The following is a 13307-nucleotide window of genomic DNA, read 5'->3' as shown; positions in this document are numbered from 1 at the left end:
GGCGGGCGGGCGTCAGCGCGCGTCGACGAGCGGGATCGCGGTGAGCCGCTGCAGCTCGTCGAACGGCAGGCCCTCGACGAGGTCGATCACGCGCGCGCCCTCGGGCGTCAGGTCGATCACCGCGAGGTCGGTGTAGACGCGGCTGACGCAGCCGATGCCGGTCAGCGGGTAGGTGCAGCGCTCGACCAGCTTGCTCTCGCCCCCCTTGGTGAGATGCTCCATCATCACCCAGGTCTTCTTCGCGCCGATGGCCAGGTCCATCGCGCCGCCCACGGCCGGGATGGCGTCGGGCGCGCCGGTGTGCCAGTTGGCGAGGTCGCCGCCGGCGGAGACCTGGAAGGCGCCCAGCACGCACACGTCCAGGTGGCCGCCGCGCATCATCGCGAAGCTGTCGGCGTGGTGGAAGAAGCAGCCGCCCGGGCGCAGCGTGACCGGCTGCTTGCCGGCGTTGATCAGGTCGTAGTCCTCCTGGCCGGGCGCAGGGGCCGGGCCCATGCCCAGCACGCCGTTCTCGCTGTGCAGGATCACCTCGCGGTCGGCCGGCAGGTGGTTGGCCACCATCGTGGGCAGGCCGATGCCGAGGTTCACGTAGGCGCCCTCGGGGATGTCGCGGGCGACGCGGGCGGCCATCTGGTCGCGGGTCCACTTCTGCATCACGCGGCCTCCTTCCTGAACCCGCCGGCCTGCGTGGCCGTGCGCTCGACCTGCACCACGCGGTGCACGAAGATGCCCGGGGTCACGACCGCCTCGGGGTCGATGCCGCCCAGCTCGACGATCTCCGGCACCTCGACCACGGTGCACTTCGCGGCCATCGCCATGATCGGGCCGAAGTTGCGCGCGGTCATGCGGTAGGTCAGGTTGCCCCAGCGGTCGGCGCGCTCGGCCTTGATCAGCGCCAGGTCGGCGTGGATCGGGTATTCGAGCACGTAGGGCCGGCCGTCGATGACGCGGGTTTCCTTGCCCTCGGCAAGCGTCGTGCCGTAGCCGGTCGGGGTGTAGAAGGCGCCGATGCCGGCGCCCGCGGCGCGGATGCGCTCGGCCAGGTTGCCTTGCGGCACCAGCTCCAGCTCGATCCTGCCGCTGCGGTACAGCTCGTCGAACACGTAGGAATCGACCTGGCGCGGGAACGAGCAGATGATCTTGCGCACCCGCCCGGTCTTCAGCAGCGCGGCCAGCCCCGTGTTGCCGTTGCCGGCGTTGTTGTTGACGATGGTGAGGTCCTTCGCCCCCTGGGCGATCAGCCCGTCGATCAGGTAGGTGGGGATGCCGGCGGTGCCGAAGCCGCCGATCATCACGGTCGCGCCGTCTTGCACGTCGGCAAGCGCAGCGGCGACCGAGGGGTAGATCTTGTTGATCATGGTCGATGCTCGAACAAGGGGTGATGAATCCTGAAAATTGTTCTTATAATGAACATTGGTTCTTGATGAGAACAGTGTAGCCCATCGGCCATGCCGGCCGCCTCAGGGGAGTCCCGTGTCCCGAGCATCGAATCCGCCGTCTTCCGCCACGGCCGGGCCGCGCCAGCAGCCGGGCGACAGCTTCGTGCAGTCGTTCGCGCGCGGGCTGGCTGTGGTGCGGACCTTCAGCGCCGAAGCCCCCGCGCAGACCATCACCGAGGTGGCCGAGCGCGCCGGACTGACCCGCGCCGGCGCGCGCCGCATCCTGCACACGCTGCAGCACCTGGGCTACGTGGAATCGGAGGGGCGGCTGTTCCGCCTCACGCCCAAGATCCTCGACCTGGGCTTTGCCTACCTGAGCTCGCTGCCGCTGTGGAACCTGGCCGAGCCGGTGATGGAAGACCTGGTGCAGGAGGTCAAGGAGTCCTGCTCGGCGGCGGTGCTGGACGCCACCGACATCGTCTACGTGCTGCGCGTGCCCACGCACAAGATCATGGCGATCAACCTGGGCGTGGGCAGCCGGCTGCCGGCCTTCTGCACCTCGATGGGCCGGGTGCTGCTGGCCGGGCTGCCCGACGAGGAGGTGCAGGCGCGCCTGGCGCGCAGCGACCTGCAGCCGCGCACGCCGCGCACCGAGACCGACCCGCGCCGCCTGCTGGAGCTGATCCAGCAGGTGCGGCTGCAAGGCTGGGCCCTGGTGGGCGAGGAGCTGGAAGAGGGGCTGGTGTCGCTGGCCGCGCCGATCCGCGGGCGCGCCGGCGAGGTGGTGGCCGCGATCAACATCAGCGGCCAGCAGCACCGCACGCCGCCGGTGGTGATGCTGGAGCGCTTCCTGCCGCGCCTGCTGAAGGCGGCGCACGACATCAGCGCGATGATCGGCGGCAAGGTCGGCCGCTGAGGCGCGGCCCGCGGCGCGCTCAGGCGGCGCGGCGCACCGGCACCGGCGGGCGGCCGCCGAGCCGCTGCGTGATGCGGTCGGCGCACTCGCGCAGCGCCTGCGCCACCGGCCCGTCCCACTGGGTGTCCAGCGCGCCCGAGGGGCCGATCGCGGTGACCGCCAGCACCATCGCCCCGGCATGGTCGAACACCGGCGCGGACATCGCGCTGATGCCGTCGACCACCGCCCCCTCGGTGCGGCTCATGCCGTGGCGGCGCACCTCGGCCAGCGCGCGCTCGAACTCCTTCCAGCTGGTCGGCGCCGGCGCGGCCGGCGTGCCCGGCGCGAGGCGCGGGCGCTCGAGCTTCCCGAGCAGGCGCTCTTGCTCGAACAGCGCGCGCACCTCGTCGGCCGGCCGGTAGGCGCCGAACAGGCGCCCGGAGGCGGTGTCGGTCAGCGAGGCCACGGTGCCGTGGCGCATGTTGACGTGAATCGCGGCCGGCGACTCCTCCAGCCGCACGAAGGTCGGCCCGCGCGTGCCCCACACCGCGATGCCGATGGTCAGGCCCAGGCGCTGCGCCAGCTCCGCGATCATCGGCGTGGCGATGCGCACCGGGTCGGTCTGCTGCAGCGCGATCAGCCCCAGCTGCAGCGCCAGCGGCCCGAGGCCGTAGCGGCCGCTGGCCGGATCCTGCTCGATCAGGCCCAGCTTGCCGAAGCTCACCAGGTAGGGGTGCGCCTTGGCCGGCGCCATGCCGGCCGCGCGCGCCAGGTCCTTCAGCGCCATCGGATGGCCGTGGTGCGCCAGCGCGCGCAGCAGCTGGCCGCCGACTTCCACGCTCTGGATGCCGCGGCGGTCCTTGTCGTTCTTCTCGTCGCTCACTTGGGTTCCTTGAGGCACGGCCGTGCGAGGGGCGCGGGGGTTAGGCGTTTACCCGGAAAGACCCGCGCCGCCCGCGGATAACGTTAGACATTAGCAAACGAGTTAACTAACATCAATCAAAAATTCGTCATGGACGAAGCGATTTGTCCAAATCAAACCGTCGCCCCGGGAGACGCACGATGAGCAAAGCCTTTGCCAGCCAGGCGGACCTGCAGGACAAGCAGGTCACGTTCACCAAGCTGTCCGACAACGCCTACGCCTACACCGCCGAGGGCGACCCGAACACGGGCGTGATCGTAGGCGACGACGCGGTGATGGTGATCGACACCCAGGCCACGCCGGCGATGGCGCAGGACGTGATCCGCCGCATCCGCGAGGTCACCGACAAGCCGATCAAGTACGTGGTGCTGAGCCACTACCACGCGGTGCGCGTGCTGGGCGCCAGCGCCTACCAGCCCGAGCACATCATCGCCAGCCAGGACACCTACGACCTGATCGTCGAGCGCGGCGAGGCCGACAAGGCCAGCGAGATCGGCCGCTTCCCGCGCCTGTTCCGCAACGTCGAGACGGTGCCGCCGGGCCTGACCTGGCCCACCATCACCTTCACCGGCAAGATGATCATCTGGCTCGGCCAGCTGGAAGTGCAGCTGCTGCAGCTGGGCCGCGGCCACACCAAGGGCGACACGGTGGCCTGGCTGCCGCAGCAGAAGATCCTGTTCTCCGGCGACCTGGTCGAGTTCGACGCCACCCCGTACGCCGGCGACGCCTACTTCCACGACTGGCCCGAGACGCTGGACCGGGTCGCGGCCCTGCAGCCCGAGAAGCTCGTGCCCGGCCGCGGCGCGGCGCTGACCACGCCCGAGCAGGTGCAGCAGGGGCTGGCCGGCACGCGCGCCTTCATCGCCGACGTGCGCGCCTGCGTCGAGGCGGGCGTCAAGGCCGGCAAGGACCTCAACGCGGTCTACAAGGAGACCTACGCCCGGCTGCAGCCCAAGTACGGCCACTGGGTGATCTTCGACCACTGCATGCCGTTCGACGTGACGCGCTGCTACGACGAGCTGACCGGCTACCCCGACCCGCGCGTCTGGACCGCCGAGCGCGATCGCCAGATGTGGGCCGCGCTCGAGTCCTGAGCCGGCGCGACGACGCAGGGGGCAGCCCATGGAGCGCGACGACGCCGTCGACTACCAGGCGCTGGAGTTCGCCTACCGGCGCAGCGCCGACCAGGATGCGCAGCAGGCGGTGCATCACCCGGTGGTCATCGTCGGTGCCGGCCCGGTGGGGCTGAGCCTGGCGATCGACCTGGCCCAGCAGGGCATCGCGAGCGTGGTGCTCGACAGCGGCAGCCGGCTGTCGACCGGCTCGCGCGCGATCTGCTTCGCCAAGCGCACGCTGGAGATCTGGGACCGCCTCGGCTGCGGCGACCGCATGGTCGCCAAGGGCGTGTCGTGGAACGTCGGCAAGGTGTTCTTCCGCCACGAGCAGGTCTACCAGTTCGACCTGCTGCCCGAGCGCGGCCACGAGCGCCCGGCCTTCATCAACCTGCAGCAGTACTACTGCGAGGGCTACCTGGTCGAGCGCGCCCGGCAGCTGCCGCAGATCGACCTGCGCTGGCGGCACAAGGTGACGGGCCTCGAACAGGACGCCGGCGGCGTGCGCCTGACGGTCGAGACGCCCGAGGGGCCCTACGCGCTGCGTGCCGACTACGTGGCCGCCTGCGACGGCTCGCGCTCGACGCTGCGCCAGCTGCTCGGCCTGGAGAGCAAGGGCCGCGTGTTCCGCGACCGCTTCCTGATCGCCGACATCCGCGTGCCGGCGCGCATCGCGCCGGCCGAGCGCTGGTTCTGGTTCGACCCGCCGTTCCACCGCAACCAGAGCGTGCTGCTGCACATGCAGCCGGACCATGTCTGGCGGGTGGACTTCCAGCTCGGCTGGGACGCCGACCCCGAGGCGGCGAAGCAGCCCGAGAACGTGATCCCGCGCGTGCGCGCGCTGCTCGGCGAGGCACAGCCCTTCGAGCTGGAATGGGTCAGCGTCTACACCTTCTCGTGCCTGCGCATGGAGAAGTTCCGCCACGGCCGGGTGCTGTTCGCCGGCGACGCGGCGCACCTGGTCTCGCCGTTCGGCGCGCGCGGCGCGAACTCGGGCGTGCAGGATGCCGAGAACCTCGCCTGGAAGCTGGCGGCGGTGCTGCGCGGCCAGGCGCCCGACGCGCTGCTCGACAGCTACGCGAGCGAGCGCGAGTACGCCGCCGACGAGAACATCCTCAACTCGACGCGCTCGACCGACTTCATCACGCCCAAGAGCGAGGTCAGCCGCCTGTTCCGCGACGCGGTGCTGGACCTGTCCAAGACGCACCCGTTCGCGCGCCGGCTGGTCAACAGCGGGCGGCTGTCGGTGCCGGCGGTGCTGAAGGACTCGCCGCTCAACACGCCCGATGCCGAGCCGTTCGCCGCCGGCCTGGTGCCGGGCGCGCCGGCGGCCGACGCGCCGGTGCGGCGCCTGGCGGACGGCCGCGACGGCTGGCTGCTGCGCGAGCTGCACGGCAGCCGCTTCGTCGCGCTGCTGTTCGGCGGCGGGCCGGACGCGGCGGCCCAGGTGGCCGCGCTGCGCGCCGGCGCGCAGGGGCTGGCGCCGCTGGCGGTGCTGGTGGTCGTGCCCCGCGGTGCCGCGGCCCCGGACGTGGCCGATGCGGTGGTGCTGGAAGACCGCGAGGGGCTGCTGGCCCAGCGCTACGACGGCGCGCCCGGCACGGTCTACCTGCTGCGCCCCGACCAGCATGTCTGCGCGCGCTGGCGGCGCCCCGACGGGCCGGCGCTCGGGCGCGCGATGCGGCGGGCGTTGTGCCTGCCTGGAGGCTGATGCCATGTCGACCCTGATCACCGAACCGCACCTGGAGGCGCCCGACGAGTTCTACGAGGCGCTGATCGAGACCCACCGCGACCTCAGCACCGCGCAGAGCCACGAGCTCAACGCCAAGCTGGTGCTGCTGCTGGCCAACCACATCGGCGAGCTGGCCGTGCTGCGCCAGGCGCTGGAGGCCGCGCGTGCCAGCGTGCTGCTGAATCACCCCGAGGCTGCCGCAGGGCAGCCGGCCTGACCTTCCTTCCGACGTTTGGACACCGATCGTGACTGACTCGACCCTTTCCTACCTCACCGGCTTCGGCAACGAGTTCGCCAGCGAGGCGCTGCCCGGCGCGCTGCCGCAGGGGCGCAACAGCCCGCAGCGCGCGCCGTACGACCTGTACCCGGAACTGCTGTCCGGCACCGCCTTCACGGCGCCGCGCGCGGCCAACCGCCGCACCTGGATGTACCGCCGCCAGCCTTCGGTGGTCAGCGGCAGCTACCGGCCCTACGAGCAGCCGTACTGGCGCACCGGGGCGGCCGGGGGCGTGCAGGCAGGCCCCGAGCCGCTGCGCTGGAACCCGTTCCCCATCCCCGAGGCGCCGACCGACTTCGTCGACGGCCTGCGCACCATCGTCGCCAACGGCGATGCCGACGCGCAGGCCGGCATTGCGGCGCACGTGTACCTGGCCAACCGCTCGATGCAGCGGCGCGCCTTCGTCAACGCCGACGGCGAGATGCTGTTCGTGCCGCAGCAGGGCCGGCTGGTGATCACCACCGAGCTGGGCGTGATGGAGGTGCGTCCCGGCGAGATCGCCGTCGTGCCGCGCGGCATGGTGTTCAAGGTGGCGCTGCCCGACGGCCCGTCGCGCGGCTACGTCTGCGAGAACTACGGCGCCTTCTTCCGGCTGCCCGAGCTGGGGCCGATCGGCTCCAACGGGCTGGCCAACCCGCGCGACTTCCGCACCCCCGTGGCGGCCTGGGAGCGCGAGCCCGGTGGCTACGAGCTGGTGAAGAAGTTCGGCGGCGCGCTGTGGATCGCGTCGCTGGTGCAGTCACCGTTCAACGTGGTGGCCTGGCACGGCAACCTGGTGCCGTACAAGTACGACACGGCGAACTTCATGGTGATCGGCACGGTCAGCTTCGACCATCCCGATCCGTCCATCTTCACGGTGCTGACCTCGCCGTCGGACACCCCGGGCACCGCGAACTGCGACTTCGTGATCTTCCCGCCGCGCTGGATGGTCGCCGAGGACACCTTCCGTCCGCCGTGGTACCACCGCAACGTGATGAGCGAGTTCATGGGGCTGGTCTACGGCCAGTACGATGCCAAGCCCGAAGGCTTCAAGCCGGGCGGCGCCTCGCTGCACAACTGCATGGTGCCGCACGGGCCCGACACCGAGGCCTTCGAGAAGGCCAGCAACGCGAAGCTGGTGCCTGAAAAGCTGGATAACACCATGGCCTTCATGTTCGAAAGCCGTTACCGTTTCGTTCCGACCGAGTTCGCGATGACCGCAGGCGCGCTCGACACCCGCTACGCCGAGTGCTGGCAGGGCCTGCGCGACCAGTTCAAGGGGGCATGATGTACCGCATTGACGACACCCACGACGCCTCGCTGACCAGCTGGGTCGAGAGCGCCAATGCGCCGGCCACCGACTTCCCGATCCAGAACCTGCCGATCGGCATGTTCCGCCGTGCCGGCTCCGCCGAGGGCTTCCGCCCCGGCGTGGCGATCGGCGACCAGGTCGTGGACCTGCTGGCTGCCGCCGACGCGGGCGTGCTGCCCGACGACGTGGTCGCCGCGCTCAGGGCCTGCGCCCCGGGCCAGCTCAACGCCTTCATGGCCCAGGGCCGCGGCGTGCGCGTGGGCCTGCGCCGCGCGCTGTCGCAGGCGCTGCGCCAGGGCAGCGCGCAGCAGGCACGGCTGCAGCCGTGCCTGGTGGCGCAGTCCGCGGTCGAGCTCGCCGTGCCGTGCCGCATCGACGGCTACACCGACTTCTACACCGGCATCCACCATGCCACCTCGGTGGGCAAGCTGTTCCGTCCCGACAACCCGCTGATGCCCAACTACAAGTGGGTGCCGATCGGCTACCACGGGCGCACCTCGTCGATCGGCGTCAGCGGCCAGTCCTTCCATCGCCCGCAGGGGCAGATCAAGGGCGCGGCCGACGTGCCCGAGTTCGGCCCGTGCCGGCGCCTGGACTACGAGCTGGAGCTGGGCGCCTTCGTTGGCCCGGGCAACCCGCTCGGCCGCCCGGTGCCGATGGCCGAGGCCGAGGAGCACCTGTTCGGCCTGGTGCTGCTCAACGACTGGTCCGCGCGCGACCTGCAGGCCTGGGAGTACCAGCCGCTGGGGCCCTTCCTCGCGAAGAACTTCGCCACCACGATCTCGCCGTGGATCGTCACGATGGAGGCGCTGGAGCCGTTCCGCGCGCCCTTCGTGCGCGCCGAGGGCGAGCCGCAGCCGCTGCCGTACCTCGACGGGGCCGAGAACCGCGAGCGCGGCGCGCTGGACTTGGAGCTCGAGGTCTGGCTGCAGACCGCCGCGATGCGCGAGGCCGGGCTGCCGCCCGAGCGGCTGATGCGCTCCAACTTCAAGGACGCGGCCTACTGGACCCTCGCGCAGATGCTGGCGCACCACACGATCAACGGCTGCAACCTGCAGCCAGGCGACCTGCTGGGCACCGGCACGCAGTCCGGGCCGTCGCCCGAGCAGGGCGGCTCGCTGCTGGAGCTGACCGCCGGCGGCAAGCAGGAGCTGCGGCTGTCCAACGGCGAGACGCGCACCTTCCTGCGCGACGGCGACACCGTGGTGCTGCGCGCCCACGCCGAGCGGCCGGGGTTCCGGCGCATCGGCTTCGGCGACTGCGCCGGCACCGTGCTGCCGGCCGTGCCGCTGTCGCCCTGAGGGGGCGCCGCGGGGGCGCGTGGCCGACGGAAAACCAGAGTTGGCGGGGCTCCGCCACGACGAGGAGAAGCAGGCGGTCATCCGATCCGCCGGTTCCAACAACAGGAGACAAAAGCCATGAAGACGTTCCGCAGACTTTGCGCTCTCGCCCTGACGGCCCTGGGGGCCAGCTTCGGGGCCCAGGCCCAGGAAGTGACGCTCAAGGTGCACCACTTCTGGAACCCCCAGGCCATGCCGCCCACCAAGATCCTGCAACCCTGGTGTGACCGGCTGGCAGCAGAGTCCAACAACCGCCTGAAGTGCCAGATCTTCCCGGCCATGCAACTGGGCGGCACGCCTGCCCAGCTGATCGACCAGGCGAAGGACGGCGTGGTCGACCTGGTCTTCACGCTGCCCGGCTACACGGCGGGGCGCTTCCCCATCATGGAGGTGTTCGAACTGCCGTTCATGACCAGCTCGGCCGAGGCGGGCTCCAAGGCGGCCTGGGACTTCTACCAGAAGTACGCGCAGAAGGAGTTCGCCGGGGTCAAGCCGCTGATGTTCGCGGTGCACGAGCAGGGCTACGTGCACACCCGCGACAAGCAGATCAGGACGCTGGCCGACTTCAAGGGCCTGAAGATGCGTGCGCCGACGCGCCAGACCAACAAGCTGCTGGCCACCCTGGGCGCCACGCCGGTGGCGATGCCGCTGCCGGCCGTGGCCGAGGCGGTCAACAAGGGCGTGATCGACGGCTTCGTGCTGCCCTGGGAGGTGATCCCCTCGGTCAAGCTGCACGAGATGGTCAAGTACCACACCGAGACGCCGCTGAACAAGCCGGCGCTGTACACCTCGGTGTTCGTCATCGCGATGAACCCGGCGAAGTACGAGAGCCTGCCGGCCGACCTGAAGGCCGTGATCGACCGCAACAGCGGCGCGGGTTTCGCGGCGATTGCCGGCAAGACCTGGGACGAGGCGCGCGCACCGGGCCGCAAGCCGGCCGAGGAACGTGGCAACACCTTCTACATGCTGCCTGATGCCGAGCTCGAGAACTGGGTCAAGGCCTCCGCGCCGCTGTACGACGAATGGGTCGCGGCGATGGAGAAGGCCGGCCTGCCCGGCAAGCAGATGCTGCAGGACGCGCGCGACCTGCTGGACAAGTACCGCAAGTGAGCGCGGTGCGGGCCTGTCCCGCGCGGCAGCATGCGGGTGGCCCGGCGACCCGCGGCGCCCGCCGCGGGCGGGCCGTGCCGGCATCCAACGACGCAGACCGGGCGGCATGGTGACGGGGCGACACCAGCTGCTCTGGCCATCGCCCCGGGAGTTTCCATGCTGACCTTGCTACGCTTGACGGCGCAGTGGTTCGCGCTGGTGGGCGGACTGTGCGCCGGCGCGGTGGCAGTGCTCACGGTGGTGAGCATTGCCGGTCGTTCCCTGTGGTCCACACCGCTGCACGGCGACTTCGAGCTCACCCAGTTCGGTACCGCGCTGTGCATCTCGCTGTGCCTGCCGTGGTGCCAGCTCAACGGCGGCAACATCATCGTCGACTTCTTCACCGCGCGCGCCGGGCGCCGCACGCAGGCCGTGCTGGACGGCATCGGCGCGGTGCTGCTGTCGGCCATGATGGCGCTGCTGGCCTGGCGCACCGCAGTGGGGGCACAGTCGGTGCTGGAGGCGCGCGAGACCTCCATGATCCTCGGGCTGCCGATGTGGGTGGTCTACGCCGTGCTCGCGCCGGGCTTCGCGCTGACGCTGGTGATCGCGCTGTGCCAGGCCTGGGCACAGCTGCGTGACCGGCCCTGGAATCCCGGGGGCGTGGCATGAGCGGTACCACGATCGGCATCGTGATGTTCTCCGCGATGCTCGTGCTGATGGCGCTGCGCGTGCCCATCGCCGCGGCGATGTTCATCCCGGGGGCGATCGGCTACTGGGCGATGACCAGCGACCTCGCGCTGCTCAACACGCTCAAGGGCTCGGCGGTCGCACGGCTGACGGTCTACGACCTGTCGGTCATCCCGCTGTTCCTGCTGATGGGCCAGTTCGCCACCCAGGGCGGACTGTCGCGCGACCTGTTCCGGGCCGCGGCGGCCTTCATCGGGCACATCCGCGGCGGGCTGGGCATGGCGGCGGTGATGGCCGCGGCGGCGTTCGGCGCGGTGTGCGGCTCGTCGGTCGCGACCTCGGCCACCATCGCCCAGGTGGCCTACCCCGAGATGAAGGCGCACGGCTATGCCGGGCGGCTGTCGACCGGCGTGCTGGCGACCAGCGGCTCGCTGGGCATCCTGATCCCGCCGTCGGTGCCGCTGGTGGTCTATGCCATCCTCACCGAGCAGAACATCGCCAAGCTGTTCGCCGCCGCCTTCGTGCCGGGGATGATCGCGGCGCTCGGCTACATCGTGGTCACCGCGATCTACTGCCGCGTACGGCCCGACCTCGCGCAGCCGGCCGAGCCGCTGCCCTGGCGCGAGCGCTGGAAGGCGCTGGCCGGCGTGTGGCCGATCGCGACCGTCTTCGTGGTCGTGTTCGGCGGCATCTACCTCGGCGTGTTCACGCCCACCGAGGGCGCGGCGGTCGGTGCGCTCGGCACCTTCGTTGCCGGGCTCGTCAAGCGCGAGCTGACGCTGCAGGGGATCCGGAATGCCTTCCTCGGCATGGCCGAGACCTCGGCGATGGTGTTCATGATCTTCCTCGGCGCCGACATGATGAACGCGTCGCTCGCGCTGACGCAGATGCCGGCCAACCTCGCGCAGTGGGTCGCCGGCCTGGACATCGCGCCGCTGGTCGTGGTGGCCTGCGTGCTGGTGTTCTACGTGATCCTCGGCTGCGTGATGGACGAGCTGTCGATGGTGCTGCTGACCATCCCGGTGCTGTTCCCCGCCATCATGGGCCTGGAGCTGTGGAACCTGGACCTGCAGGAAAAGGCGATCTGGTTCGGCGTGCTGGTGCTGATGGTGGTGCAGATCGGCCTGATCGCCCCGCCCGTGGGCCTGAACGTGTACGTGGTCAACAGCATCTGCAAGGACGTGCCGATGGTCGAGACCTACAAGGGCGTGCTGCCCTTCCTGCTCAGCGACGTGCTGCGCGTGGCGATGCTGCTGTTCGTGCCGGCGCTGAGCCTGGGGGCCGTCTGGTGGCTGTTCGACTAGCGGCGCGGCGGCGCTAGCGCGCCTCGCTCCACTGCAGCCGCGCGAAGATCGCGTCCAGGGCCTCGGCCTGCTCCAGGGCATCGTCGAGGCCCCAGCGCAGCGCAGCGTGGCCGCGCACCGCGCGCTCGAAGTGCGCGACCATCAGCCGGTAAGGGTCGACCGCAGCGAAGCGCTCGGTGCGCTGCGTCTCGCCGATGCGCACGACCAGCTCCGTCTCGATGCCCTTGGCGAGGAACGGATGGGTCAGGCGCGCGCTGCCGCGCGTGCCGATGACCTCGAAGTACGCATCCAGCGCCGGCAGCGAGAAGCCGCAATCGAAGTGCCCGAGCACCTCGCCGAAGCCGAGCACGACGTGCGCCAGCACGTCCACGCCCTGGCCGCCGCGGCGTGCCCGCACGTCGTGCACCTGCGGGCGGGCGCCGGTGAGCAGCCGCATCAGGCTCAAGGGGTAGCAGCCGACGTCGTACAGCGCGCCGCCGCCCAGCGTCGGGTCCCAGCGGCTGTCCTGCGCGCGGTCCAGGCGGAAGCCGAAGGCCCCGCGCATCGCCTGCAGCTCGCCCAGCTCGCCGCCGTGCACCAGCGCGCACAGGCGCTCGATCTGCGGGTGGTAGCGGTACATGAAGGCCTCGTGCACCAGCCGGCCGCTGGCGGCCTGCGCCTGCTGCATGCGGCGCACCTCGCCGGCGTCCAGTGCCAGCGGCTTCTCGCACAGCACGTGCTTGCCCGCGGCCAGTGCGGCCAGCGTCCACGGCAGGTGGGCGCTGTTGTGCAGTCCGATGTAGACCGCGTCGATGTCCTCGCGTGCGAGCAGGTCGGCATACGACAGGGCATGCGGAATGCCGTGCCGCTGCGCGTAGTCCTGCCCGCGCGCCGCGTCGCGGCAGCCGATCGCCACCAGGGCGGCGCCCTGTGCGCGCAGCGCCGGAATCAGCGCGCCTTCGGTGATGCGGCCTGCCCCGAGCAGGCCCCAGCGCAACGGCGGGGCGGTGGTCTGGTCCATGGCCGCGATTGTGGCGGCAGGCCGTTACGGCGCGGTATCAAAAACCGCGCAGGCGTCAGGCCGAGACCTGGTAGCCCTCGTCGGCGATGGCGCGGGCGATCGCTTCGCGGGGCTGGGTGCTGTCCACCTCGACCTTGCCCTGCTCCAGCGACACCGCGACCCGGGCCTGCGGGTCCAGGCGCTGCACGGCCTGGGTGACGGCGCGCACGCAGTGTTGGCAGCTCATGCCCTGCACCTCGAAGGTCTGGTTCATCGTGGATCCTTTCGTCGAACGTG

14 protein-coding genes are annotated in these 13307 nt (G+C 70.9%); 9 read left to right on the top strand and 5 right to left on the bottom strand.

Annotated features, from left to right (window positions below; genetic code table 11):
* Positions 1–12: 12 nt before the first annotated feature.
* The gene (locus tag IS481_RS14995) at positions 13–654 is read right to left on the bottom strand and encodes a 3-oxoacid CoA-transferase subunit B (protein WP_104358033.1); all 642 of its coding nucleotides are present in this window, start codon (positions 652–654) and stop codon (positions 13–15) included.
* A complete protein-coding gene (locus IS481_RS14990) occupies positions 654–1358 on the bottom strand; it encodes a 3-oxoacid CoA-transferase subunit A (RefSeq protein WP_104358032.1) in 705 nt (234 codons plus the stop codon). Before IS481_RS14990 ends, IS481_RS14995 begins: the two co-directional genes overlap by 1 nt.
* 115 nt (positions 1359–1473) lie before the next feature.
* Between IS481_RS14990 and IS481_RS14985 the strand changes: the two genes are divergently transcribed.
* Positions 1474–2295, top strand: coding sequence for an IclR family transcriptional regulator (locus IS481_RS14985; RefSeq protein WP_104358031.1), 822 nt, complete (start codon positions 1474–1476; stop codon positions 2293–2295).
* A gap of 19 nt (positions 2296–2314) precedes the next feature.
* Here the strand turns inward: IS481_RS14985 and IS481_RS14980 are convergent, their stop codons facing one another.
* Positions 2315–3157, bottom strand: a complete 843-nt coding sequence (locus IS481_RS14980; RefSeq protein WP_104358030.1) for an IclR family transcriptional regulator — start codon at positions 3155–3157, stop codon at positions 2315–2317.
* Positions 3158–3336: 179 nt separating this feature from the next.
* Between IS481_RS14980 and IS481_RS14975 the strand changes: the two genes are divergently transcribed.
* From IS481_RS14975 to IS481_RS14940, 8 genes are all read left to right on the top strand, one after another.
* Positions 3337–4290: an MBL fold metallo-hydrolase gene (locus IS481_RS14975; RefSeq protein WP_104358029.1), complete on the top strand. Its 954-nt coding sequence runs from the start codon at positions 3337–3339 to the stop codon at positions 4288–4290.
* Positions 4291–4318: 28 nt separating this feature from the next.
* A complete protein-coding gene (locus IS481_RS14970; protein WP_104358028.1) occupies positions 4319–6019 on the top strand; it encodes an FAD-dependent oxidoreductase in 1701 nt (566 codons plus the stop codon).
* A 4-nt stretch (positions 6020–6023) separates the two neighbouring features.
* On the top strand, positions 6024–6257 hold the full coding sequence (locus tag IS481_RS14965; RefSeq protein WP_104358027.1) for a DUF2783 domain-containing protein: 234 nt from the start codon (positions 6024–6026) through the stop codon (positions 6255–6257).
* Between the two features lie 28 nt (positions 6258–6285).
* Positions 6286–7584, top strand: coding sequence for a homogentisate 1,2-dioxygenase (gene hmgA, locus IS481_RS14960; RefSeq protein ID WP_104358026.1), 1299 nt, complete (start codon positions 6286–6288; stop codon positions 7582–7584).
* Positions 7584–8909, top strand: coding sequence for a fumarylacetoacetase (gene fahA / locus IS481_RS14955; RefSeq protein WP_104358099.1), 1326 nt, complete (start codon positions 7584–7586; stop codon positions 8907–8909). Before hmgA ends, fahA begins: the two co-directional genes overlap by 1 nt.
* Before the next feature lie 117 nt (positions 8910–9026).
* A complete protein-coding gene (locus tag IS481_RS14950) occupies positions 9027–10058 on the top strand; it encodes a TRAP transporter substrate-binding protein (protein ID WP_104358025.1) in 1032 nt (343 codons plus the stop codon).
* 156 nt (positions 10059–10214) lie between these two features.
* On the top strand, positions 10215–10709 hold the full coding sequence (locus tag IS481_RS14945) for a TRAP transporter small permease (protein ID WP_104358024.1): 495 nt from the start codon (positions 10215–10217) through the stop codon (positions 10707–10709).
* On the top strand, positions 10706–12031 hold the full coding sequence (locus IS481_RS14940) for a TRAP transporter large permease (protein ID WP_104358023.1): 1326 nt from the start codon (positions 10706–10708) through the stop codon (positions 12029–12031). Before IS481_RS14945 ends, IS481_RS14940 begins: the two co-directional genes overlap by 4 nt.
* Positions 12032–12044: 13 nt before the next feature.
* Here IS481_RS14940 and IS481_RS14935 read toward each other — a convergent pair whose 3' ends face one another.
* On the bottom strand, positions 12045–13031 hold the full coding sequence (locus IS481_RS14935) for a Gfo/Idh/MocA family protein (protein WP_104358022.1): 987 nt from the start codon (positions 13029–13031) through the stop codon (positions 12045–12047).
* 55 nt (positions 13032–13086) lie between these two features.
* Positions 13087–13284: a heavy-metal-associated domain-containing protein gene (locus IS481_RS14930; protein ID WP_104358021.1), complete on the bottom strand. Its 198-nt coding sequence runs from the start codon at positions 13282–13284 to the stop codon at positions 13087–13089.
* Between the last annotated feature and the right edge of the window lie 23 nt (positions 13285–13307).

The organism is Caldimonas thermodepolymerans (assembly GCF_015476235.1).
Lineage (GTDB): Bacteria > Pseudomonadota > Gammaproteobacteria > Burkholderiales > Burkholderiaceae_C > Caldimonas > Caldimonas thermodepolymerans.
Note: the sequence above shows the minus strand (reverse complement) of the source record. Positions and strands in the feature narration are given on the sequence as shown.